Annotated in this window: 17 protein-coding genes; 16 read left to right on the top strand and 1 reads right to left on the bottom strand. The window is 57.7% G+C overall.

Going from position 1 to position 24,038, the window contains the following annotated elements; all coding sequences use genetic code 11:
* Positions 1-104 precede the first annotated feature (104 nt).
* Genes AB4061_RS27065 through drmC form a run of 4 tightly spaced genes read left to right on the top strand, consistent with a single transcriptional unit; the run spans position 105 to position 8,005 of the window.
* Positions 105-1,376 carry a hypothetical protein gene (locus AB4061_RS27065; protein WP_441639302.1) on the top strand — a complete coding sequence of 424 codons (1,272 nt, stop codon included), beginning with the start codon at positions 105-107 and terminating at the stop codon, positions 1,374-1,376.
* Positions 1,373-5,368 carry a DISARM system helicase DrmA gene (drmA, locus tag AB4061_RS27060; protein ID WP_441639300.1) on the top strand — a complete coding sequence of 1,332 codons (3,996 nt, stop codon included), beginning with the start codon at positions 1,373-1,375 and terminating at the stop codon, positions 5,366-5,368. Before AB4061_RS27065 ends, drmA begins: the two co-directional genes overlap by 4 nt.
* Positions 5,369-5,370: 2 nt before the next feature.
* Positions 5,371-7,242 carry a DrmB family protein gene (gene drmB / locus AB4061_RS27055; protein WP_441639298.1) on the top strand — a complete coding sequence of 624 codons (1,872 nt, stop codon included), beginning with the start codon at positions 5,371-5,373 and terminating at the stop codon, positions 7,240-7,242.
* A 1-nt stretch (position 7,243) separates the two neighbouring features.
* A complete protein-coding gene (drmC, locus tag AB4061_RS27050; RefSeq protein WP_441639296.1) occupies positions 7,244-8,005 on the top strand; it encodes a DISARM system phospholipase D-like protein DrmC in 762 nt (253 codons plus the stop codon).
* Between the two features lie 46 nt (positions 8,006-8,051).
* Here drmC and AB4061_RS27045 read toward each other — a convergent pair whose 3' ends face one another.
* Entirely contained in the window at positions 8,052-8,744 is a 693-nt protein-coding gene (locus AB4061_RS27045) for a hypothetical protein (RefSeq protein WP_441639294.1), read from the bottom strand.
* 535 nt (positions 8,745-9,279) lie between these two features.
* Between AB4061_RS27045 and AB4061_RS27040 the strand changes: the two genes are divergently transcribed.
* The 12 genes from AB4061_RS27040 (at position 9,280) to AB4061_RS26985 (ending at position 22,631) form a co-directional block, all read left to right on the top strand.
* On the top strand, positions 9,280-9,693 hold the full coding sequence (locus AB4061_RS27040) for a helix-turn-helix transcriptional regulator (protein ID WP_441639292.1): 414 nt from the start codon (positions 9,280-9,282) through the stop codon (positions 9,691-9,693).
* Between the two features lie 500 nt (positions 9,694-10,193).
* Positions 10,194-10,829, top strand: a complete 636-nt coding sequence (locus AB4061_RS27035; RefSeq protein WP_441612763.1) for a TnsA endonuclease N-terminal domain-containing protein — start codon at positions 10,194-10,196, stop codon at positions 10,827-10,829.
* A gap of 55 nt (positions 10,830-10,884) precedes the next feature.
* Complete coding sequence (locus AB4061_RS27030) at positions 10,885-12,753, top strand: integrase (protein ID WP_441639290.1); 1,869 nt, start codon at positions 10,885-10,887, stop codon at positions 12,751-12,753.
* Positions 12,754-12,769: 16 nt separating this feature from the next.
* The gene (locus tag AB4061_RS27025; protein WP_441639288.1) at positions 12,770-13,699 is read left to right on the top strand and encodes a TniB family NTP-binding protein; all 930 of its coding nucleotides are present in this window, start codon (positions 12,770-12,772) and stop codon (positions 13,697-13,699) included.
* Positions 13,683-14,768, top strand: a complete 1,086-nt coding sequence (locus tag AB4061_RS27020; RefSeq protein ID WP_441639286.1) for a TniQ family protein — start codon at positions 13,683-13,685, stop codon at positions 14,766-14,768. Before AB4061_RS27025 ends, AB4061_RS27020 begins: the two co-directional genes overlap by 17 nt.
* A complete protein-coding gene (locus AB4061_RS27015; protein ID WP_441639284.1) occupies positions 14,756-16,600 on the top strand; it encodes a TniQ family protein in 1,845 nt (614 codons plus the stop codon). The genes AB4061_RS27020 and AB4061_RS27015 overlap by 13 nt, the downstream gene beginning before the upstream one ends.
* Positions 16,601-17,344: 744 nt before the next feature.
* The gene (locus AB4061_RS27010) at positions 17,345-18,181 is read left to right on the top strand and encodes a DUF6444 domain-containing protein (RefSeq protein ID WP_441639282.1); all 837 of its coding nucleotides are present in this window, start codon (positions 17,345-17,347) and stop codon (positions 18,179-18,181) included.
* 388 nt (positions 18,182-18,569) lie between these two features.
* Positions 18,570-18,905, top strand: a complete 336-nt coding sequence (locus AB4061_RS27005) for a hypothetical protein (RefSeq protein ID WP_441639280.1) — start codon at positions 18,570-18,572, stop codon at positions 18,903-18,905.
* A 645-nt stretch (positions 18,906-19,550) separates the two neighbouring features.
* The gene (locus AB4061_RS27000) at positions 19,551-20,078 is read left to right on the top strand and encodes a hypothetical protein (RefSeq protein WP_441639278.1); all 528 of its coding nucleotides are present in this window, start codon (positions 19,551-19,553) and stop codon (positions 20,076-20,078) included.
* Positions 20,041-20,484, top strand: a complete 444-nt coding sequence (locus tag AB4061_RS26995) for a hypothetical protein (RefSeq protein WP_441639276.1) — start codon at positions 20,041-20,043, stop codon at positions 20,482-20,484. The genes AB4061_RS27000 and AB4061_RS26995 overlap by 38 nt, the downstream gene beginning before the upstream one ends.
* A gap of 61 nt (positions 20,485-20,545) precedes the next feature.
* Complete coding sequence (locus tag AB4061_RS26990; protein ID WP_441639274.1) at positions 20,546-21,604, top strand: YaaC family protein; 1,059 nt, start codon at positions 20,546-20,548, stop codon at positions 21,602-21,604.
* A 481-nt stretch (positions 21,605-22,085) separates the two neighbouring features.
* Positions 22,086-22,631: a hypothetical protein gene (locus AB4061_RS26985; protein ID WP_441639272.1), complete on the top strand. Its 546-nt coding sequence runs from the start codon at positions 22,086-22,088 to the stop codon at positions 22,629-22,631.
* Positions 22,632-24,038: the final 1,407 nt, after the last annotated feature.

Below are 24,038 nucleotides of genomic sequence, written 5' to 3'. Positions count from 1 at the left end.
TCAGACCTCACATCGATGGTGGCTGTTCCTTGATCATGCCGGAGTGGAGTGCCGTCGGTAGATCGTTGCAGCATCCGGAGCATCGGGGCGGAAGATCGACACCCATGGCCGTCAGAATCGGGGTGGATTTTGGAACTGCTTTTACAAAAGTAGCGATTCGAGCGGGCATTGATCTGGCGCCCGTGGAATGGTCTCCTGTCACAGGGGACGATTCAGAGACTGGGCGCTATGTGGTGCCCGGTCTCGTCGTTCGTGCGCCAGATGGCGTGTACGGTTGGAAGCGGTTCACTGAGACCGATATCCAAGGGAATCTCAAGCTCCCGGTCATAGAGATGGCCGGATCGGATGAGTGCCCGATAGCCACCGTGGCGTACCTGGCGTTGGTCATCCGATACTCGAGAGCATTCTTGTACCGGAATACGGAGATCGGTCGAAAACTCGTCGGGCGTTCGCTGCGCTGGGAACTGAATATCGGTTGCCCCACCAAGCCGCACGAGAACCCCAAGGTCATTGAGGCATTTCGGCGCATTGCTCGAACGGCCTGGTTGTTGGCTGCGGAAGAGCAGATCAAAGAGCAGGATGTTGTGGCTGCATGGAGCTTGGTCGAGTGCGACACAGACCTCGAGGCAGAACCAGGTGTCGTTCCGGAGTTCGTCGCCCAAATTGCCGCGTATCTTGGGTCTTCGCAGGTGAAGGAAGGGCTGCATGCGCTGATCGACATCGGTGCGGCCACCCTTGATGTAGCGACCTTCAATATCGTTCTGCAAAATGATCGAGCGTCTCCACCGCGCATTCCAATCTTCTTTTCTGCAGTTCGCCCGCTCGGAACTCACTATCTGCGCCACTCCCGTCATTCCAGACTCGACCTTGAGCTTTCGTGGAACGACGCTGCGCCCGTTGAATCTGCCGAGGACTTCGGGCAACGAAATGGCAAACCTGTGAACGAGGTCGTTGCAGTTGATGAGGAGTTCGTGGGACAAATCGTTCGCTGCATTGTTGGGGTCATTGAGGGAACTCGCACCAACGTACGGGGAGACCCGCGTAGTGCGGCGTGGCGCGAGGGCTTGCCGATGTTCGTCACTGGCGGGGGGGCGAATTGCGTCCTGTATCGCCAAGCCATTGAGGCGGTGCAAGGAGAAGTGAGGTTACGAGTGGAGCAGCGACCGAGTTCTCCGAGACATTTCCGACTCATCGAATTGAATCCAGCCTCTGGAAATGTGCGACAAATCGGAGCAGGCGGCAGGTTGGGCGTGGCGCTCGGGTTAACGGAGGATGCAGAGAGCATTGCCCGTGTCGTCCCACATCGTGACATTGAGCCAATTGCCCACGGCACGAGGGAACGTGTCGATCAAACGGAACGGTATGGAGATCGATGATGAAGAGTGATTCGAAAATGGAGATGACCGGCCATCCCAACGCGTGGATCGCCGTCGATCACGGTCTTTGCGCCGATCGTAGGCTCGGGCCCTACACCTTGGTCTTGAAAGGCGATCGTTCCCTGTATCAGGACATCGCCGAGGACGCTTGGGTGCTTGTCCTGAACGCCGCAGGGGCGATCGTCCGTGTCGGGCGGGTGCTGCAGCTTCGTTCCGACCTCGAAACCACCACGATCTTCTTCGACAGGCTGTCCACCGCCGATGACCCAGTGCCGCTCGCCAGCGTTTCGCTGGCCCCGCCGTCGTTGGGGAACGTTAGGCGCATCCTGTGGGACGAGTTTGTCGCAGCCTTGTCCACGGCGCTGCATCAAACCGTCGATGGCGTGTTGCCGGTCGAAGATCGGGCCTACATCCGCGAACTGCTGCAACTGGCCGCGGTGGACGACCTGCTCGGCCCGGCTGGCGGCCCGCATGAGCGCATCGTGGACATGAGTGTGCGCGACCGCTATTTGGTCGGCAAGCTGGCACCTCGCGAGGATGCTCAGGGTGGCATCGAAGGGCTGGAAGGCCCCCTGGCTGAGGACGATTTGGAGGAACCCACCGACCCAATCGTGCCGGGCCAGCATGAACCGGGGGCCGAGTTCGGCACGGCGACCGGGCGGGTGGAGCCGGAATCTGACTCCACCGACGAGATCGACGCAGCCAGCAATCAATCCCTGGTGCCAAGCAGCTTCGGCATGACCTTCTGCGTCGATGGCGACGTCGAATGCATTGAGGTTGAGGCACGTTGGGGCAGCTACGAGCGTGTGTCCAACGAAGAACACGAGCTGACGCGACCCAACGGACAGAAGGCCAAGGTCTGGCAGCGCATTCCTTGCGGCGGGAAGCTGATGCTGCCGCTCACCGAGGGCGTGATTCGCCATCAGGCACCGGACGCAAATCGGCCGGCGGTGCGGATACAGGGTTCCATCCGAGCCAAGAACGCCAACGGCGACCGATTGGTGACGCTGTTCCTGATCAACGCTCAGAAGGAGCCCGACACCAACCGCGACACCGCGTGGTTGTTTCAGCCAGAATTAATCGTGCGCGCAGAAGGAGAGGCTTCGTCTCGGAACATCTTCCGCCGCCGCCCCGTGCTGGATGCCGACGGGAATGACCCGGAGCGCGAATCATTGGAGATGATCTACCGCAACCGCGTGGAGTTCGCGGTTGGGCATGGCGTTGCCATCCACGCCGAGACGGCGGACGATGTGACGCTGGCCACCGAGGTGCGCACCACTGTTATGCCGCAATACGAAGTGCAGGTCACGGAGACCCCGGGCCTCGACCCCTCCGACCGAGCAGCGATGAGGGAGATGGTGGCGAGCGGTCTGCTCGACATGCAGCGCCTCGCCACGCTTGGCGTGGATGAGTTGGTCGCCGCCCTGAACTTGCTGACGAAGGACTATTTGGCGTGGATCGCCGAGCAACGGGACCGCATCGGCGAGGACGTGATTGGGTATGACACGTCGGCGGCAGAGGCACTGGAACGGTGTCGGGAAATCCAATCGCGCTTGCAGCACGGCATCGATACGCTGAAGAACGACGAAAAGGCGCTGAAGGCTTTTCGTTTCGCCAACCGGGCGATGGCCATCCAGCGCGTGCGCAGCCAGTACGCGCTTGAAGTGCGGCGTGGCCGGGACGTGACGGTCGATCAGTTCGACCTGCCGAAGAACCGAAGCTGGCGTCCGTTCCAGTTGGCATTCCTCCTTCTGTCGATTCCGTCGCTGGCCGACCCAACGCATCCGGATCGCGTGCAGCCGATGGAGGCCCATGCCGATCTGCTGTGGTTTCCCACCGGCGGTGGCAAGACTGAAGCCTACCTGGGCGTGGCGGCCTTCACGATGGCGATCCGCCGTCTGCAAGGCAAACTCGGCGGCTATGACGGCTCGCGCGGTCTGGCTGTGATCATGCGCTACACCCTGCGCCTGCTGACTCTGCAGCAGTTCCAGCGCGCCACTGCCCTGATATGCGCGATGGAAAAGCTCCGACGCGATGCACACGTACAAGGTGATGAGTCTCTCGGCAAGGAGCCTTTCAGCATCGGGCTGTGGGTCGGCAACAAGGTGACGCCGGGTACGACCGAAGAAAGCCACTATGCCATTCAAGCCCTGCGAGATTCAGGAAAGAACAAGGCAGGACGTACCTCACCTATTCAGCTCACCAGTTGTCCTTGGTGCGGCTCAGCGATCGATCCTGGAAAGGATGTTGTTGTTGATAGGGATCGTGGCCGAACAGTGGTTTACTGCGGCGACAAGAAGAGTAGTTGCGCATTTTCTCGCGGCAGATCGAGCAATCTCTCGCATCCCGGCATCCCGGTACTTACGGTGGACGAGGAAATCTACCACCGCCCCCCGACGATGATGATTGCCACCGTGGACAAATTCGCCATGATGGCGTGGCGCGGTCAGGTGCGCACGTTGTTCGGTCGCGTGAGCCAGGAATGCGAGCGCCACGGCCTGCTGTGGCGCGAGGCAGACTGTACCGGCAATCACACCGCCGGGAAAGGGCTGCCTGCGGTCAAGGTCAGAATCGTCGCGCCGATTCGCCCGCCCGATCTGATTATCCAGGACGAGTTTCATCTCATCAGCGGCCCGCTAGGCACAATGGTCGGCTTGTACGAATCCGCCGTCGATGAGCTGTGCGGCTGGATGCTTGATGGCAAGACGGTCAAACCGAAGATCGTCGCGTCCACGGCGACGGTGCGCAAGGCCAAGGAGCAGGTCAACAACGTGTTCATGCGACGCGTATCGGTGTTCCCGCCGCACGGCTTGGACGTGGAGGACAACTACTTCTCGGTGCAACGCCTGATCGACGATCAACCCGGACGGCGTTATCTGGGCGTGTGCTCGCCTGGTAGTTCGCGCCCTGCGATGCTGATTCGCATCTATACCGCTTTCCTGACCGCAGCCCAAGCCTTGTTCGACCGCTTCGGTGAACCCGCCGATCCGTACATGACGATGGTCGGCTACTTCAACTCGCTACGCGAGCTGGGCGGCATGCGGCGCTTGGCTGAGGACGACGTGCAGACACGTTCCTACCGCGTGCGAATGAGCATGGTCGAACGCCCCGCGCTTGCACAGCGCAGTGTCCGAAACATCAGTGAGTTGACCTCTCGTGTATCTAGCCAAGACATACCCAAATATCTCGACCAGCTTGAAGTTAAGTTCAAGTCGGAATTTGACGCTGTCACAGGCAAATACGAAACCAAATGGCTGAAGGATGACGTGCAAGCGATCGATGTGGTGTTGGCAACCAACATGCTGTCGGTCGGCGTGGACGTGAATCGCTTGGGCCTGATGGCGGTGAATGGCCAGCCCAAAGGGACCGCAGAATACATCCAAGCGACCAGCCGCGTGGGCCGTTCTTTCCCAGGTTTGGTCTGCACAGTGCTCACATGGGCGCGTCCGCGTGATCTCTCGCACTATGAGACCTTCGAGCACTACCACGCGACCTTCTACAAGCATGTGGAAGCGCAGTCGGTGACGCCATTCTCGCCGCGCGCGATGGATCGAGGGCTGACCGGTGCGCTCCTCTCCCTGATGCGTCTGGAGAACGATGCCTTCAGCCCGAACGTGGGTGCAGGAGAGCTGAACAAGTCCGACAACCCGGAGATCACCAAAGCAATCGACGTGCTGGTGCGGCGTGCTTGGAACGTCGGTGAGACGCCCACCATCAAGAATCTGGCCGAGCGTGAACTAAAGGAACGCGCGGACGAATGGGCGAAGGAAGTTAGCGTCCCCGGTCGCACGCTGGCCTACGAAAAACGCGGCGCGCAGGCGGCGACGATGGTCGCCCTGATCAAGTCACCAGGCATCCATGCGTGGGACAACTGGACGGTACCGATGTCGATGCGCGAAGTGGAGCCTGGCGTGCGCCTGATCATGAATACGGGACATATTTCGGACGACCAGGGGTGGAAGCCGCGTCCGATGCTGAATGACGAGGACTGACCATGACCACGAATAGAATACCCGTTGGGGAAGTCCGCCCCAGTCAACTGCTCTGGACATACGGGCCGGGCGCGCTGATCGACCTGCCGAGTCTCTCGGTGGTGACATTGGGCATCGACCAGTGGGAGAAGGACCGGTGCCAGCCCATCGGCGAGCCGCGCCTGCTCGCCGCGGTCCGCGAGGTGCTCGGACCGCAGGTGGAGAACCTACGCGTGCCGCCATTCCAGAAGAGCGAACTTGTCGACCCGTGGTCGGCAGAGGCGAACATTGGTGTGCCAGTGCGCCCGTTCCCGCGCTGGATGCGGTGCGTGAAGTGCGGTTTGCTGTCGCCTTTTGATGCGGGACTGTTCGAAATTAAGGAAAACCGCTTCCGGCCGGAGCGAACCCGTTTCTTGCACAAGGGATGCCGTGGCTCGAAGGGCGACCAGCCAGCGAAGGACGCCGACGCCGTTCCGGCTCGCTTTCTTTTGGCCTGCCGCGATGGCCACCTCGACGACTTCCCTTGGCGATATTTCGTGCACGGCGGCAACAGCCCTTGCAATGGGTCGCTCAGGTTCTTCGAGAGCGGTGCCTCACTACAGACTGAAAACCTCTGGGTCCGATGTGACGGTGACAATGTGCATTGCCGAGGCGTCTCACGCAGTCTTGCCCAAGCCTTCGGCAAGGCCGGGAAGGAGAATTTGCCAAGCTGCCGAGGCAGGCATCCGCATCTCGACCATTTCGACGAAGAGTGCGACGAGGAAGCGCGTGCAGTCCTGTTGGGCTCGACGAACAGTTGGTTCCCGATCACCCTGTCCGCGCTCGCCATCCCGCAGGCCAAAGACCCGCTCGGCCAACTGATTCGGGACGGATGGGCGATCTTTCAAGGTGTCACGGCTGAGGCTTTGGTGCCGATCGTGGTTCAAACGCTGAAGGTTACAGGTGGACTTCCGGGCATCGAAAAACATTCGGCATCGGACATCTGGGCAGCCATCGAAGCCCATCGCAACGGTGGTGGCCAGGAGATCGTCGGCGAGGCCGATATTAAGGGGCCGGAGTGGGAAGTGCTCACGGCCGCCAATCCGCCTGCCGACTATCCGCACTTTATGAGCAAGAAGGTCGCTACGCCATTAGGTTTCGAGAAGCACATCGGCAGGGTGCTGTTGCTGGAGAGGCTGCGCGAGGTCAATGCCTTGTTGGGCTTCACGCGCGTGGAACCTCCGGAGGAGACGAGCGATCCGAACGAGCGCCCGCAGAGGGCAGGTCTCGCGCGCCGCAAGCCGGATTGGGTTCCCGCGAATCAGGTTCACGGCGAGGGCATCTTCATCCAGTTCGATGAAACGGCCCTGCGGACGTGGGAAGTGCAGGATGGCGTCAAGCGAGTGAACGGAATGCTCGACGGCGGCCATCGCGGATGGCGCAACTCGCGCCACCTCGATCCGAACGAGGGATACCCTGGCATCCGATACGCCATGCTCCACACACTATCACATCTGCTCATCCGCGAACTGGCGCTGGAGTGCGGCTACAACGCGGCGAGCATCCGCGAACGCATCTACGCGGACGTGTCGGACGCGAGTCCCCAAGCAGGCATCCTAATCTACACGGCGGCAGCCGATTCCGATGGGACGCTGGGTGGCCTTGTCGACCTGGGCCAGCCGGAAAGTCTCGGTCGCTTGCTCCGTCAGGCGCTGAACCGATCGAAAATTTGCTCATCCGATCCGCTGTGCTCGGAACATGATCCGGCCAAAGACCGCTCGTTGCACGCGGCGGCCTGCCATGCGTGCAGCCTGGTCGCCGAGACCTCGTGCGAAAGAGGCAACCGTTACCTCGACAGATCGTTGCTGGTGCAGACCCTCGACCGAGGGGATGCAGCGTTCTTTGCGGGACTGTGACATGGAAAGACTATTGGAAGCCATCACAGCCGTGGTCTGTCTTGTTTCGCCGGAGAAGGTTCGCGCACTGGCGGGCAGGATTCAGAAGCTCGGGGACGTGAAGGCGAACGCCACACTGTCCGATGTCGTTGGCACGGCTACAGCCAAGATCGTCGTCGAACGGCTCGCCGATGCGTGGCGAGCCACGTCGATCGGCTCCAGCGAGTTGGCCTCGATGCTGCTCGCCGCCAGTCACGCGTCCGAAAATGCTTCAAAGCACCAGTCCACCGAACTCGTGTGGACGGGGCCGACGACGCCATTCGTCTCCGCGCGCCGAACCGAACAGGCGTTACTGCAAGTCATTGGCGCGACCAAGCAAACTCTATTCGTTACCAGTTTCGTTGCCTACGATGTCTCGACCATAGTTAAGGCACTGAACGACGCGAACGCACGTGGCGTGAGCATTTCGATGCTGCTCGAATCGTCGCAGGATCACGGTGGCAGCATTTCCTTCGACGTGATCGGCAAGATGCGGGCGCTGGTTCCCTCCGCGAAGCTCTATGCTTGGCGCGAACGAGCGGCCTCGTTTGCGGGCGGGCGGGTTCACGCCAAGGTCGCCGTTGCCGACGGTGACATGTGCTTTATCACCAGCGCCAATCTGACGGGGCACGCAATGGAGCAGAACATGGAAGCTGGCGTGCTCCTCACCGGTGGGCAGGTTCCCAAGTTACTGCTTGATCATTTGCAGGCGCTAGTCGATAYGAAAACGGTCTCACCTGTCTGACCCGTTACCCCGCAACCCATCCACCAAGACAAATACTCTCGTCAGATCAGTCCCAGATGACTTCACAGTCGAGATATTCCCGAAGCACGATTTTCACTGCTAATCCGCTAGCATGGTTGACGCGAAAGCGGTAGTTCCCCTCTTGTACGGCCAGCCATCCTTCGGTGAAAGCATCGGTACCGACGACGAGCATCCGCTGCATCGCCCGACTCCCGACTTCTGGCCAAACATCAAGCGCATCGTCGCCACTTTCGAATGCGGCGCGCTCGCCTGCCGTCATGACCGACAGAGGCTTGAATTCAAGATATGATGGTTCGTCGAGTTGTGGCTCGTTGAACTCGAATGCGGTATGACAACGCGCCAACTTGAGGACGACGCGACTCACGCGGTCGTTCTCGGCTACCCAGACGGGGCCTTCCGCGCCAACCGTCCGTGCCCGCTGCAAGCGGGCTAAGAGCGAGGGGTTCGACCGTAAGATGCGGCCAATCTTTGCCCTGTGCAGTTCTTCGGGTGCGGTGTCCCCGGCGATGACACATTCGAGCAAACAGGCTAGATACTCTTCGTCGATCGAAAGGTCGTTATTACATTTGCGGCACGCGGGGGCCGCCATGAGATTTTCCGGATACGGCTCGTCTAAGAGAACTTTCGATGGGACGTGATCGACGGTTTCGCTTGGCCCGCCGCAGTGCACGCAGAACCCTTTGTTTCTATCGTCGCCGTAACATCGCAACTGCTGCATCTGGCTTGCCTCCAAGTCTGCGGTCCACATCGCGCGCTTTAGGCGACGCTGCTGATCTCACATGGTAGGGCAATCGACGAAAGCACACGGCGACATTTATAACTTACTAGGGTTGCGCGGCCGGTTCTTCCTGCGAAGTCAGCGAAGGAGTCGCACGGTCGCTTTGCAGTCGGTCGTTAGGCGAGCAGCAGTGCGTCAAGCGAACCGCGCCGGCGATTGCATCTCAGAACCGGGTGCTGGGCGGAGTGCGGGCCGGCGCATGCTGGAGGCTGGCGTCGATCGGCACTTTGCTGCCCGGGCCTGACCGCGCTCGTACGGGGAGTCAGCATAACCCTTACAAGCCTGAGCTGTGAGCATCCATGTGTTTCCGCAATAAAACTGCCGGCAAACCGGTCAGAAATAGAAATTGGTCCATCTCTCGATGCGAAATTAATATTCTTTTTGTCTAAGTATTTGATTTAAAAGGAGTTGTTGCGTTCCGGTCTCGGTGCCGGTATCTTGACAGCTCAGTGACCTCCTTTAGGCGACTTGGGTAATGACCGCGCTCGGCGAATTCATTCGACAGCATCGATTGGCAGCTGACCTCACGCAGGCCGAGTTGGCGCGTCGCGTCGGGGTCGATTCAACCTACCTTGGAGCCATTGAGACAGGAAAAAAGCGGCCCAAGGGAGAGGCGCTTCTGGAAGGGATAGCGGAGTCACTGTCTCTGACCCGGGAGGGGAAGTATGAGCTTGTGATGGCCGCCAGACTTTCTCAGCGCACTCTTAGGCTTCCAGAAGAACTTACTCGTGCTCAACACGAGATCGTGCAGGAACTAGTGCGCGAACTGCCCCAGCTTGGTGAAGCAGACACCGATTCCCTGCAAAGCATCTTGGCTGCCTTCTTTGGCGTATGCGATCGACGCCGTAGCCTCCGGCCATCACCGTTGGAAGGAGAAACCAGAATGTAAAGAAAAAGCGCCACAGACCATGGGCCCGTAGCGCTTTTGGGTCGGAGCCTCATAGAGACGCCGGTTCGCACCTCCAGTCTCCAACGTCCCGTCCCAAGCGTCAAGCCCTTTTCATTGCCAGCCGTCCGCGGAGGGATTCGTGTCGCCAAAAATTGGTCGGCATGAAGCCTTCGCGCGGTAGCGCTCGCCCATTTCCCGACAGCCAACGGTAGTCGGGTTGGTGTCGTGCACCCTGGAAAAAGGACCTTTGATGTCGAGCATCCGTTGCTTCAAGACGCACTTATCCCAGCGCATTTCAACGCGCGAACCCGTTCGGCCACGCGATCGACGGCCCCACAGTCGAGAAGGGCTCGAAAGCGGCATCCGCCGCAGATTTTCAGGATCGCTGTCCTTCGGACCGGCCCATGCTCATGCGGAGGTTGGACTGACGCATGCGTGCGCGAAGCTGGATTCGCTGCAGATGCGTGCGGGTGAAAATGTATGCCCGAAGGGAGAGTTGCATGCCCGTGCGTAAAGTCATTACTCGGCGGTCGAACCACTTCAGAACATACATTCCGTCAATAAAAAACGGTCGCCCCACGCCTTGCGAATCAATGCTCGAAGGGATGTTTGCGCGCTTCTGTGAAGTGTCGCCCTTGGTGCGCAGTTATGAGGTTCAGCCGGAACGTGTGACGCTGGACTTCGGAGATCACACGGAGCGCTACGTCCCTGACATGCATGTCCAGCTTGCCACTGGTAAGGACGTCTGGGTCGAAGTTAAGCCGATGGTTCGTCTTAGGTCTCCCAGAGTTGCGAAGCGGATGGCAGCAGCGAAGGCTCAATTCGCAGCGATGGGACGGGAGTTTCGCGTTGTTACCGATGCAGTGCTTAGCATGCAACCGCGAGCCGCCAACATCCTTGAACTGATGTATCACAGGCGCGAACCGCTCAGTCTCGCAGACGCGAGCAATCTCAGAAGCTTCCTGATGAACGCTCGGCTTGAAACAGTAGCAGATCTGTCTTCGTTGGTGGGCGACCTTGAGGCGTGGAGGCTGCTGGGGCTTGGCATTGTGGGCATCGATCTGGACCTACCAATCACGAGCAACTCTGCAATCTATCTCCGGGGAGGGCATCGACATGCAGACATTTTCGCTTAGAGCCCGTCTGTGTGTACTCCTGCGCGGGAAACGATTGGTCCTAGTCAACAGATTGATGGACCACCGTCTCGCATTCAAAGACGACTTCGGGGAGCCGGTCGTTCTGTCAGAAGCCGATTTCTACCTGGCCTACGACAAGAAGGAACTGACTATAGACGTCGACCAGCCCTATCTCGATACCGTACCCCTCAGGACAAATGCACCCCCAGATTTAAGCTGCTTTGCGACGAAGCATTCCACTGAAGCTTTGCGCCGGCGGGCCTACCTTGATGCGCTAATAGGAATCGACACTTCGAGGCTTTCCGGCAACACCGAGTTGAGAAAGCAAATCGCCGACATTGCCCGCACCATTCAAGATGGGACACCTCCGAGTCCGTCCACGGTCAGAAAGTGGGTCACACGGTACGGGCTGACGAAGTGTGTCGTAAGCCTTGTGCCAAAGCACACACAGAAAGGGCGCATGGCCGCGATTCGTGGGGAAATCGAAGACATTTTGACACCATGTCTTGAAGACGCCTACTTGCAACCGGAAAGGCCGACCGTCGCTCATCTCTACGAGGAGTTCAGGGGGCGGATCCAGGATATCAATGCGCGACGTCTACCGGCAGATCGGCTCAAACTACCCTCAATAATGACGGTAAGGCGTTATATAGCGAAGCTGGATCCGTTCGAAGTGGACAGACTGCGCGAAGGGGAATTTGCTGCAAAAAGGAAACATCGGAACGCAATTGGAAAGCTCGAAATCGATAAGATACTCGACCGTTGGGAAATCGACCACACATTGCTCGACATACAAGTCGTAGATCCGGAAACCGGCGAGGTGATAGGGCGGCCATATCTGACTGTGATCATAGACCGGCATAGCCGCATGGTCATGGCCTTCCTACTACATCTCTCTGCGCCGAACACCGAGAGCGTACTTCGAACCATCGAGCGCGCCATCCGCCCAAAGCAAGCTTGGCTCGAAAAGTTCCCTCAGGTGATCAATGAATGGCGAGCGCGCGGCCTACCTCTATACCTTCTGCCAGACAATGCCGCGGAATTCCATGCCTATGATCTGATCCTCGCATTCAATGAGCTCGGAATTGAGGTCCTATTTCCGCGCTCGCGCGGTCCGGAGAAAAAGGGCGGCGTGGAGCGCTTCTTTCGCACACTGGCCGTGGACCTCATCCATCGACTACCGGGAACGACCTTCTCCAATGTGCAACAGCGGGGCGACTATCCCTCTGAGCAGCGTGCATGCATCACGCTTGCAAAGTTGGAGGAAATGCTCGCCCTGTGGATCGTCGATCGCTATCTCCAGCGTCCCCATCGTGGCCTAAACGGTCGCACGCCTGCGCAGGTGTGGAGAGACGGGGAATCACAACGTTCGCCTCGGCTTCCCCTTGATCTCGACTCGCTCGAATGCATCCTCGCGCATCGAGCCAGCGTAAGGCTGCATCACTATGGCGTGGAGGTCGATAGCCAGCAGTACCACTGCGAAGACCTCGTTGAGTTGCGGCATCGTCTCGGCGAGCGACCGAAGGTGGACTTGCGCTTCCGCGACGATCTGGGGCACGTATGGGTTCGCGATCCTTTAAGAAATACCTTCCTGCTTGTTCCCAATAAGGATAAGCGCATGCACGGTCTCAGTCGCGATCTGTACCGCGTTGCTCGCGCCCGTACCAAGAAAGAATCCAAAAACAACGCCCAAGCGAATGCCCACGCGGTTTTGGAGACGTACAGAACAATCACTGCCGAGGCCAAGGCCGCGATGGATTCCAACAAGCTTCGCAAACGCAGGTATGCCGCCCAGTCCAGGCTGGATAAGGAGGGCAATGCCAGGGAAGCGCCTGCCGTCCAGCCCAACCTGGAAAAGCCGCAACTAGACCTGGATTTCGATATCGAACCTCCAGCACTTCAAATCCGGCCGCGAGCATTCTGAACTCTGTCCGACATCTATGAGAGACCTCCATTTCTCCCTCCGTCGTCACTTCATCGAAACGCAGCAGGTGAAGCAAGTATTTCAGCGCATCGGCGATGTACATCACGATATGTTGCGGTCCGGTACGAGCAAGGGCCTTACGCTGCTCGGCGTGAGCGGCTCTGGCAAGACCACCGCTCTCCGACAATGCCTAGCTTCTTCGTTTCCGGACAGTCTGATCCCCGGGAAACTTCGCCGAACGTTGGAGATTGCTACGCCTTCGACCCCAACGAAAAAGAACTTGGCAAGCGCCGTGCTGACCGGCTTGAATGATCCATTCGCTGATTCGCGTAGCCATACCGAAGGTGTAAAAACCAAACGAATAATCAAGCTACTCACGAACTTGCAGACCGAAATCGTTGTGTTCGACGAGGCCCAACACATCGTCGATTGCACGAGAAGCACCACCTATGAGGCGGYCGACTGGGTCAAAGAAATAATGAACGCGTGCAACATAGTTGTCGTGCTCGCTGGGCTTGAGAGGACACAGCAACTTCTCTGGACCAACGAGCAGTTGCGCCGCCGTTTCTCTGCAGTGGTACGCCTCAGGGGATACGACCTCTACGTGCGGGAGGAAGCAGAGCAGTTTGTCGCGCTTCTCGCTGCGCTGCGCTCATTTCTTCCTGTGCCTTCCGTTGACTTCCTGACGAAGGAGATGATTCAGCGCTTCCACTTCGCGAGCAACGGCTTAATCGACTATCTGATCAAGGTACTCGACCACGCCACATGGCAGGTTCTAGTTGGACGGTCGAATGGGATCGACAGCAACCTTCTTTCCCAGGCGTTTCGGGACGAAGTATGGGCGGAGGCGCCGTTGGAACGTATCCCTTTCGCCACCGAGTTCAATTTCAAACCACTGAGCGGCGCACGTGAACCGTTCGAGGTCTTCAATGGCATTCAGAGCTAATGCAATGCGTCGGGACTTCGAGCCTCAGCAGCGGACATTTCCGAGGTCAAAGGTCGAGTCGTTCCTTGGTACCCCCGGCTTTCGTCGCGGCTCACCAATCTTCCCCAGTAGTGTTGAACCGTATCCGGAGGAGAACTTCGAGAGCTATCTATTTCGTGTCGCAGAGCGCAATGGGGTGCCCACGATACCGGAAGTCATGCAGGCGCTCCGTCTTCCTGCGCGGAGAACGTATGCTCCAAACGAACACGAAGAGATTTGCTTTCGTCTCGACTACCGGCTGCGTAACCTCGTTCCAATAGAGCCAGTGCCAAGTCAGCACGAGGCAATGTTTGCTGGTCAATGGATTCGCGTCAAGCATCTGATGACCTTCGCTACACGAATATGTCCTCAGTGTCTCGCGGAGGATGGCTATGGTCGAATTGGTTGGAAGCTGGTTCCACTGCCCGTGTGCGATCGCCATGGAACTTATCTCGTGGATAGCTGTCCTTGTTCCCCGAATCGGGCGATCGGCATACGAAGGCCTTGCTACTCGGAGTGTGAGTGCGGAATGGATTTGCGGTCAATCGCTTCGTGCCGGGCGAGTGCAGAAGCTCGTTCGCTGGCAAGCCTCGTCATCAGGCGCTTGCTCAAGCAGCCAGTAGGCGATGCCGATCATGCGCTTACTGGCCTCGCATCGATTCCACGCGAAATCTCTTGCACGGAGCTATTGGACATTATTGTGGTGCTCGGTTGCATGGACCCAAAGACTGGCAAATTGGGTCCTCGATACGGTTCGCCATCCAGCGAGCTGAAGCCGAATATCGCTCAATTCGAGCGGGCGGCCCAGATTTTGGCTAACTGGCCGGAAAGTCTCCTTCCCTCCGTTCGAGTTTTGATAGCGCCAACCGCATTCAAAGCCTTGTCATGGAGCGATCCGTCTGATCGTCACGATAAAACGCGTCGGTACTTGGATTCGGCCCTGTTCAAGTGGATTGCTGACGCTCAGTCGAGAGTTCTTCAGGAGAACATCCGCTGGATGTTGCAGTCTTTGGGCGCAGAGTTGGTCAGGGGGAAAGCATGTTCTCACTAGCGGTTCGTGTAGCCCCTATGCCGGATGAGGGACTAGTCGGCTATGTATCACGACTTGAAGGCGCGAATGCCCTTAGATCCGGCGAATTGGTCCGGCGAATTAGGTCGATGTCGGACGAAGAACTGTCGAGCATCTTCACGACCGGAACGTACCCATTGGGATGGACGCATGAACTCGCCGAGATCCGGCGACCTTCAACCAGGCCAGCGCGGGTGTGGAGTCATCGAATCTGGAAGTATTGTCCCCCTTGTCTGCGACTGGCCGGCTATTGGCGCAATCACTGGAGCCTCACCCTGGTGTCTTGCTGTCCATTACATAGCACCAGACTCATGGATCATTGTTCAAAGTGCGGAAAGAGTATCGCTCGACAAGCGCTACTCGAATTCCGTTGCGACGAATGCGGGCAACCGCTCGCGGACGGCATTGCGGTCACGACACAGTCGCGGGGGGCACTGTGGCTGGCAGCTGAACTAGCAAGTCGGCTTGATGGTATCCATCGCGACCGCATGGAGGAGGTACGGGCGCTTGGGTTGATCGAGTTGCACGAAGTGGCGTTGCGGCTTGGTATCCGCGCTAGCCATACGCAACGTGTCAACCCTTTGAAGGTCGGGGACGCCAGCGGAGTTGCGATAGCTCTGCCGATTGCTAGAGAAGCGGGGGAAATACTGATGACGTGGCCTGCGGGCATGAAGCAACTGATCGGGCGCCTGTGCGCCCGGGCTCCCCAAGAAAGCCGATGGCGGATTCAAAAAGCCGTTGGCCCCTTGTATCGAGATGTCTATCGATATCTCAATGGCCCTTGCTTCAATTTCGTGAGGAAGGCATTCGAGGCATATGTCGGGGAAGAGTGGCAGGCGCCGCTCGCGCGTCGCAATCGAAATTTTCCGCCCGCGGTCGTCCAACGGCACGGCTGGCTTAGCATAAGTAAGGCTGCGTCACGACTCGCTCTCCCTCCGTCACTGCTATTTCGCCTTGTAGATAGTGGCGAACTACGTGCGCTTGAGATCAAGCACAAGAGTGGAAAAGTCAGCCGATCGGTTGACCTCAACGAACTAACGGCAGCACGAAACACGTTGCGATCGGCGTTATCGCTACGTCAGGCGTCCAGGAGCCTAGGCATTGGTCTGGAACGAGTGCGTCAGCTACTCGATGCGGGACTGTTGCGAGCTCTCGCTGGACGGCCGAGACCGGGGGAGAGATGGTGGATCGATCGAGAGAAATTGCCTGTGCCGGCAAACCGCAAAAGACGGAGGCGGAGGGAGGTTGATTCCGAATCCGTCACGGTAGCGGACATCGCGAAATACCTGGTTGCCGATGCAGATACCTTTGTTGCCTTAATCGGTGCAATCTGGTCAGGTTCACTGTCGGCCGGCGTAGGCGCGGATCCCGTGCGAATTGGAGAGTGGCGTTTGGATCGAGAGGAAGTGGCAACGTGGATGCTTGAGAGGCACAAGACTGAGAGTATCAGCCTGGTTGAGGCCGCAGCCCAACTGGGCGTGAAGCAGGAGGTCGTGTATGCATTATCCCGGGCACAAATCCTGACGACGAACGTCGTTCGGGTTGGGCGGCGCGAGGCAAAAAGGGTCTCCAACAGCTCGCTGTCGGATTTCCGCGATCGATTTGTGTTTGGCACTGAACTGGCTCGGCTTGCCGGGACGAGCCCGAAGCACTTGGCACGCCGGCTCCTAGCCATTGGTATCCACGCTGTCGCTGGGCCAGGGGTCCATAACTGCAAGTGCCGCCAGTATGTGTGGGAACGGAGTCAACATACGTTAGACGTAGCCATAAGCAACTTCGTTGGAAAACCCCACGAAAGAAGAGGGCTGGAATGATGAGCCCAACCCTTGCGGCCCTTATCGCACTGCCGCCAAACCAACATGGCGGCTGGCGCCGTCAGCATGTGAATTGAAGGAGCATCGTGTCTGAAAAATTTGTTCCGCCCTCCCTTGATGGCTTTAGGCGAAAGGTCCACTATCTCCGCTCTCTTGTCGGGAAAGACTCGCTTCCGGTAAGTCGGGCCTACGAGGTAACCGCGCGCGTATGCGGTCATCGGAGTTGGCATGCATTGAGTCGGCTACTCAAGAGTCCGACGCCGCAACTGACCATCTGGGATGAGGATTTGGATCACTCGGAACTGATGCGGCGACGTGAGGTTCAGGTGTCAATCCTCACGGAAGAAGCCGAGGTAGCCAAGTCCGAGGCAGAGCACATCCTCGATATCGTTCGAATCTCCTCGAGAGTGGGATGCGAAGTGGTGGCTCCTGAGGCGGACGCCGACGTCAACGCACGGGTCGATGCCTTGAGTGATCGGCACGTTGAGCCGAAGACGCAGCCAGTGCCGTCGGTCATATACCGGAAACGTCGAACCCTGGTGCGTAAAGCGGTGTCATAGACGGGCTGGGGGATTAGCCGACGCGGTCGACGGAATCGACATGCCAGCAGTGCGCCCAGCTGACATTTGCCAGGAAATCTGGGCGGCGGTTCCCGCTGGCACGAGCGACACTGCGGTTAACTATTCAGCATGTTAGTGGTTGTAAACATGCTGAAGGCACTGCATTGTGTGGGAGATGACAAGAATGCCGAACCTCAAGGACTTGACGCCGAAGCAGAAGGACGCGCTCATCATGGATTTGGTGGGGCGTCTGAATGCGTTGGAGGCGCGGCTGGAGAAGGATAGTCACAACTCAAGCAAGCCGCCTTCGACGGATGGCCTGAAGCGCAAGCCGAAGTCGCTGCGCGAGCCGGGGACGAACCAGCAAGGCGCTCAACCGGGGCATCAGGGCAAGACACTCAAGTGGATGGCGGACCCCGATCATACGGTGATTCATCCGGTGGCCGAGCAGTGCGAAGCCTGTGGCAGGCGCATCGCGGCAGATCAGGTCACGGTGCTGCCGCAGGGCCGCCAGGTCATCGAGTTACCGGCTATCCGCTTTGAGGTTACCGAGCATCGTGTGCAAGTCGCGCAATGCCGCTGCGGCAAGACCCATACGGGTCAGTTTCCGGCCGGGGTAAGCCAGGCGGTGCAATATGGCCCCCGAGTCAAGGCGGCAGCGGTCTATTTGACGCAATATCATCAAGTGCCGATTGACCGGGCAGCGCAGGCCTTGCGAGATTTGTTCGGGCTGTCGGTAAGCACGGGCACCATTCAAAACTGCATCAACGAGACCGCCAGTGCCCTGGCACCGGCGCTCGAGCAGATCAGCCAGGCGATGATCGCGAGATACATAGCTAGAACTGGGGCGCGCGCGTCGAACTGGATGGCGATTGACGATGATGACGATGGTTGGCCAGAAACTCTCGGGAGCCGGTTGATCGCGACCGACAGCGATCTCGGACTCTCGTGCCCGAACACTCAGGAAGCGCTTCGATCGAGAATACCGGAGTTCTATGGGAGGGACGTGTCATGGCTTTAGACGTGGACAGTCGGTTGAGGATGCCGCTCACTGTAATCGCTGAGCCCAATGTGGTGCTTGTTGCCTGGGAACTCATGCAGGTTCAGGTCGGCGCTGTGCACTTCGTTGGCCGCCGTCTCGACAATGGTGTTTGGCGTGTGAGTTCGACTGTGGAGAGTTTCGACGCCGGCCGGTCGGTCGGAGTTACACGCTCGGGACGCAGGTATGCCCTTCAGGGCAATCGTGGATTCGATGCGCACGGTGCGATTGCCTGGATGGCATGGTGTAAGGCTAACGGCGTAACGGCGCCGGTGAGGGTGCAAGCACGTGGTCGCATTGCGATATGTTGCCGCAAACAAACATTCTGTCTATGTGAAGAAGTGTATATGGACGTTACTGGGGATCGATCATGTTGAGGGTACAAATCGAGTTGCTACCGAACGGCGATGAGACGGCGAGTCGAATTCTTGGCGAAGTTACGATTGCAAACGATGGGTCCGGCTCCATACATACGGGAAACTATCTCGTCGTGATGAATGAATATGATGAGCGGATCCCAGGTCGAAAGGCCACTTACAGAACTACAGCCGTTATTGAGGACATGGAGCGCGACATCGTGCGTCCGATGCAGATTGTGGGTGCGGCGCTCAGCTTCCTCGCGCCCGTAAAACGAAGCATCAGTAATACGACGGTCTCCTTGGGCAGAATACTTGCCCGAGGCGAAGTCGATCCTGAAGTGGAGTAGATGTCTCGTAGGAAACTGCCATGCGCCTATACGTTGACTGCGAGTTCACCGACTTCATATACCAAGGACTGATCAGCATAGGCATCGTCGACCAGAATGGCGAAGAGTTCTGCGCCGAGCTCTGCGACATCGACGAGTCGGCGTGCAGCCCATTCGTCCGCAAGGTCGTGCTTCCGAAATTGTCCATACTTCCGGAATGCACATACACCACCGGTATGTCTCCGAATTTATAAGAGGACTTAGAGCGTTACTCTCCAATGCTGGGCACGCTTGAGTCTAGTCCCCGCATTGGCTCTCTTCCAGAGCGCCTAGCTTCTCACGAAGGGTATCGACGATCCACGAAACAAAGGTTTCCCATCCCGCTTGGCTAATTGCCATGCCCTTGGGTCCCTCCATAAGCACACATTCCGCGGAGTCGTGTTCGGTCAGCTCAGGGTGCAGCATCAACCAGCGTGCTATTAGGCTTTCCAGTTCATAGGGGACGTCCTCCAGGTGAAGGTAAGTTGTGCTCCCATGGCTGAAGTACGGAAGACCAAGCGGCAACCATCCCGAAAGGAGGCGTAGTTTCTGATTTATTGCCATAGCGGAAGGCGTGGACTGGAGGATTTCCTACTATACGCCGAGATTGATGGAGGCAGGCACCGGATGACAAGACTTCGTCCATTCGCCGTGCGCGCGAATCTGACCTATACCCAGCGGTCTGCCAAGGTGGTCGAGGAGATCATGGGCGGCCGCATGCAGGGACATGTCGTGGAAAGCGTGAAAGCCCTTCCCGCTGAGATGACACCCACGTTCCTCCTGGCCCGCATTCATGCCATTCACGATGTGGGTCCGGGGATGTGCATTCATGACTTCCAGCTATCCCCCTGCGAGCGGCACCTGCAATGCACGGCGAATTGCGAAGACTTCCTGTGGGCCGGGAGAGATCACGAGCGTGGCGAGGAACTCAAGCGCCAGGCGGCCGTGGTGCAGATCAGCTTACGCACGGCTGCCGATCAGGCCAACGAGGAGGTGGCTGGGCAGCCAGACTGGCAACTGCATCTGCAGCGTCGCTATATGCAATTGATGCAACAGTTGGCGGCACTGGGACTCGGAGAGGCCGATCTCCATCCCTATCTCGACGAAGGAGATCGACATGGGAAAGCCGATTCGGGCAAACGCAAAGGTCAGTGAACAGACACGCCTGGCCATCCTCGCCGAACTGGAGCGCTGGCGCGACCGGGAGCTCGGCACGCAACTGTCCTGGGCGCGCGTTGAGGCCTTCTCGGGGTACTCGCGGCAGGCGCTCAGTCGGCACCCCGACATCTTGCGCGCCTTTCAGGCGGCCAAGAGTGCCTTGGCGTGCGAGGGGCGTCCGTCCCGGTCGCGCGTACGCGATGACGAACTGGCCTTCCAGGACCGTGTCATCGTGCGGCTGCGCGAAGAGATCGGTCGCTACGCGTTGCTGGAACAGGAATGGCACGCACGCTGGCAGCGCATCGCGCAGCAGTGTGGGCGAATGGGATTGAGTCTGGAGGAGCTCGATGTGCCAAAGAAGGTGGTCTCTGATAAGACCGTACGACCGAAGCGAACTCGCTGAGCTTGATTGAGCGATGCACATAGCGTTTGAGCGATTTTACAAATCTTACTGGATTGAATAAATGGATGCAGAAATATGGCAGCAACTGCTTTCATTCGAGAGCAGAGACATCGCGACCCAGTGGTTTGAGCGAATTCATTCGCTAGAACTTAACGCGCGACGTGCAAAAGAAATCAACGCGGCTGCAAAACAGGCGCGAGAGTATTTTAGAAATGCGAGCAATGCAAGCTATTCGGTTCGTCCTCTGCTCACCTTTTATGGCGTCGCCAGCTTAAGCCGCTCACTCCTACTTCTTCTGCAGAGTAGAAACGGCGAAGAAATATTAAATAAGGGGCATGGGCTAGAAACGCTTGATTGGTCGAGCGTTATCTATGGGGGAAATAGAAATGGACTCAGAAATGCGGGTGATCTGAAAATAAAGACTTGTGCCGGACTGTTCTACGATTTCATGGGTGGCACAGATAATAGAATTTCCATGCACGTACATTCGTCCACGGTCGATTGGAATATATGTTATGACATCCCGCCGCTAGCAGACGAGCTATCTTTCGGGGACTTGCTCTCTCGTATTCCAGATTTAGAGAAAGACTACACGCATGTCTCTGGCGACGCGAAATATGTGCGCGTAAATGAAATGACATTCAGCAACGAGGCCGGTTTTATGGCTAAAATTGCACAGGAACGGTTCAAAAAAATAAAGGAGATTTATGATGCGTTCGGATATTCGAGTGTATCTGCCTCTGGGCTGACCACGCTTACAGCTGACGCCAAAATTTTCTCTGATCACACGCCATTGTTTGTCCATACGTACGTTCACAAGACGTTTGGAGCAATTCCTTCGTTGCACCTCTCGGCCCCTTTTCCAAGTGGCGCGAGGTACTCGCAGTTATGTATTACATATATGGTGTCGTACATTCTAGGGATGCTGGTGAGATACTACCCTACGCAATGGATGTCACTTATCCAGGGCGAAAAAGGCGACATGTGGTGGCCGACAATAAACCGCGCCCAGCAATTCGTGGAAGAATCATATCCCGAGTTGGTTGTGGAATTGCTAATGGACGTCCTTAAGGAAAGAGACGCACAGCGGGCCGCCCCCGACAGCGCAGAGAATGCATAACATTACCGCGAATACAAGTCCAACACGATACAAGAATGAGGGACCGCTGCTTGGTGAGGAGCAGCCGCTCGAATGGCCGTGTGGCGGCGATGGCGAAGGGTGGCTCCTGGCCGGCTCGCCAACGGATGCAAAACAGGCGGCAGTCGCTCCTGTCGGCCCTGAGTTGGCTGTTGTGCTGAGGGAATGTCCGTTGAGGGGCAGCAAGCTGTCGATTCGTTTCGGGCGAACAGGATTTCGTAGGATAGCTTCACAGGTGATGTTATCGTTTAGTAGCTTCCGGCCTAGCGCGTGGCACCAGTCAATCCATTCAGCGAAGGTATCTATTCCATCTCAACCCGGACTGGCTGGCACCGCGGGCCGGCCTGGCCACTACGGCTGGGCCAAGGCTGACGCGAGCACGTATTTCAACACTGCCTCGGAAAACATCGGACGCAGCGGGCGCGCTCGACCGTGAGTACACAACACACAAGGAGGCCGTCTCATGTCTCTGGCTGACCTCATCCTTTCCCTGCTTCGACTCATCGACCCGCGACTTCCTACAACGATTGTCCTTTTCTCGCTCGTTGATCTCTGGAAGATGCTCGTTGTCTTTGTAATCACCGCCTTCGCCGTTCTTTGCGTCCACGAACTCGCCCACCTTGCGGCGTTGCGCAGCCTTGGCATTCCGGCAAGAATTCTGCTCGGCGGCCGACGCGAGGAGTCGCGCTTCTGGTTCCTTTCTCCGATGGTGGTACATATTGAAGATCAGGTGATGGCGACCATGCAGCCGTTGCAGATACGGCTTGCAGCTGCCAGCGGCCCGATCGCTCACCTGCTCGCGAGCCTGGCGTGCTGGTGTTTGGGCTTGAGCCTCCCAGGGCCGGCCTGGCTCGGCGTAGGCGTGACGCTCTGCGGTGCGATGTACTTCGTCTGCTGCATGTTGATGAATGTGGTGCCATTGCCCGTCCTTAAGAATGATGGATGGCTCGTATTGCGGCCCGAAACTGCACTGGCGGAAGTCCGCCGCAAATTGGGCCTTCTCGACTGACACGGCAACCAACGGAAAAGATGGACAAGACTCCGACCCTCACCGACCAGTTCTGCCGGCAACTCCACGCCGACCTGGTCAGTCTCCCGCGGATATGGACGGTGATCGCTCGGTTACAGACTACCGGTGGTGTCGCTGCGGTACTCGCGACGCCCGTGACACTGACGCTTTGCGTCCGGTTCTTGGCATACGGCCCCGAAGAGATTCCGTTGTACCTGATACACGCGTTTGCCACGATTCTTGGATTCTATTTTTTGGCACTAGGACTATCGACTCAGGTCGACACCGGGCGGACACGCGCGACGACAACGCTTAGGAAAAGAGATGGGAAACGCAAGGAGATTGTCTGAGATGACTCGGGAACGATACCGGGGTAATCGGCCAACGGCAGCTTTCCCTGTCAGGGATTAGGGGCTCCAGTACCGTCACAGCAGTTGCCTTCAATAGTTCGGGGCAATCGAGTTCACCCTTGCCCAGTAGATGAGTGAGATGCTACGACTTCGACTCCAGTCGCTTGCAGTCGTCAGGCTGGGCCAGCCTGCTGTATGGCGGCGAGCATGCGGCCCCGCGAAGAGGAGCCCGTAGGTCGAGCAAATGGGGCAGGCCTTATCACTACGGTCCGAGGCAACTCTGGCCCATTTCCGCACCGGGCACTCGCTAATTGTTTAGCAAATGTGCTAGAGCGCGTGATATGCAAAAAGGCGAGTCAATATGTCCCGCCTTTCCGTCCCAGTGGAAGCGGCGAGCCACTGGAAGCTCATTAGATCGATGTTTTGCTGAGACGCATCATGCCCAAGCTCCTTTAATATAGATCTTACCCTGTTTTGATCAATTAAACTCCAGATAGCAAGCAAAGACCATCTCGGATTTGGGCCTAATGTGTTCAACTTCGAGGCCGCGTCCCATTTGGGTGGAATTTCTTTAATTGAAGAGGCGCCATCAATTCCATTTTCGGGTATGACAAAATAGTCAGGGAAGTATCTTACTGCATCTTTCCATGCGCCAAGAAACATGGGCAAATGAATCTCTCTCGTTGCCTTTTCATTAGCAAGTCGTGCGGCATACTCAGGAGAATTGGTGTACACAACTACCTCGGTGCCACAAAATGCACCTGGGACAAACCATTTTTCATCGTCAACGCGTATCGCATCCGCTGCCGTGTATGTTATCTCGAGAGATATAATTTGCGGCCACACATTTTGAATAGATTTTGGGAAGAATCGCTTTGCGACTCTAAATCCGGGCAGACTTCCTAACTGGACAGTGCCAAGTTCTTCCGGTAGCTCAGTCCCCGGTTTTGGCCAGCCGCAAAGTTGACAACTCCATCGATAGGTCGATCCAGCGATCCAACAGGATCTTCATGCGCTCAAAGTTTTTCAGTTGACGGCGCACCTCCGGCAAAGCAAA

The sequence above is a fragment of the Cupriavidus sp. YAF13 genome, from assembly GCF_052113425.1.
Lineage (GTDB): Bacteria > Pseudomonadota > Gammaproteobacteria > Burkholderiales > Burkholderiaceae > Cupriavidus.
The sequence above is the reverse complement of the archived record's forward strand: the minus strand, read 5'-3'. Positions and strand labels throughout refer to the sequence as shown.

Bases quoted from the DNA above. Each gene is read 5' to 3' on its own strand.
- AB4061_RS27065 (WP_441639302.1), top strand. From the start codon at position 105: ATGGCCGTCAGAATCGGGGTGGATTTTGGAACTGCTTTTACAAAAGTA.
- drmA (WP_441639300.1), top strand. From the start codon at position 1,373: ATGATGAAGAGTGATTCGAAAATGGAGATGACCGGCCATCCCAACGCG.
- drmB (WP_441639298.1), top strand. From the start codon at position 5,371: ATGACCACGAATAGAATACCCGTTGGGGAAGTCCGCCCCAGTCAACTG.
- AB4061_RS27045 (WP_441639294.1), bottom strand. From the start codon at position 8,744: ATGCAGCAGTTGCGATGTTACGGCGACGATAGAAACAAAGGGTTCTGC.
- AB4061_RS27040 (WP_441639292.1), top strand. From the start codon at position 9,280: ATGACCGCGCTCGGCGAATTCATTCGACAGCATCGATTGGCAGCTGAC.
- AB4061_RS27035 (WP_441612763.1), top strand. From the start codon at position 10,194: ATGCCCGTGCGTAAAGTCATTACTCGGCGGTCGAACCACTTCAGAACA.
- AB4061_RS27030 (WP_441639290.1), top strand. From the start codon at position 10,885: ATGGACCACCGTCTCGCATTCAAAGACGACTTCGGGGAGCCGGTCGTT.
- AB4061_RS27020 (WP_441639286.1), top strand. From the start codon at position 13,683: ATGGCATTCAGAGCTAATGCAATGCGTCGGGACTTCGAGCCTCAGCAG.
- AB4061_RS27015 (WP_441639284.1), top strand. From the start codon at position 14,756: ATGTTCTCACTAGCGGTTCGTGTAGCCCCTATGCCGGATGAGGGACTA.
- AB4061_RS27010 (WP_441639282.1), top strand. From the start codon at position 17,345: ATGCCGAACCTCAAGGACTTGACGCCGAAGCAGAAGGACGCGCTCATC.
- AB4061_RS27005 (WP_441639280.1), top strand. From the start codon at position 18,570: ATGTTGAGGGTACAAATCGAGTTGCTACCGAACGGCGATGAGACGGCG.
- AB4061_RS27000 (WP_441639278.1), top strand. From the start codon at position 19,551: ATGACAAGACTTCGTCCATTCGCCGTGCGCGCGAATCTGACCTATACC.
- AB4061_RS26995 (WP_441639276.1), top strand. From the start codon at position 20,041: ATGGGAAAGCCGATTCGGGCAAACGCAAAGGTCAGTGAACAGACACGC.
- AB4061_RS26990 (WP_441639274.1), top strand. From the start codon at position 20,546: ATGGATGCAGAAATATGGCAGCAACTGCTTTCATTCGAGAGCAGAGAC.
- AB4061_RS26985 (WP_441639272.1), top strand. From the start codon at position 22,086: ATGTCTCTGGCTGACCTCATCCTTTCCCTGCTTCGACTCATCGACCCG.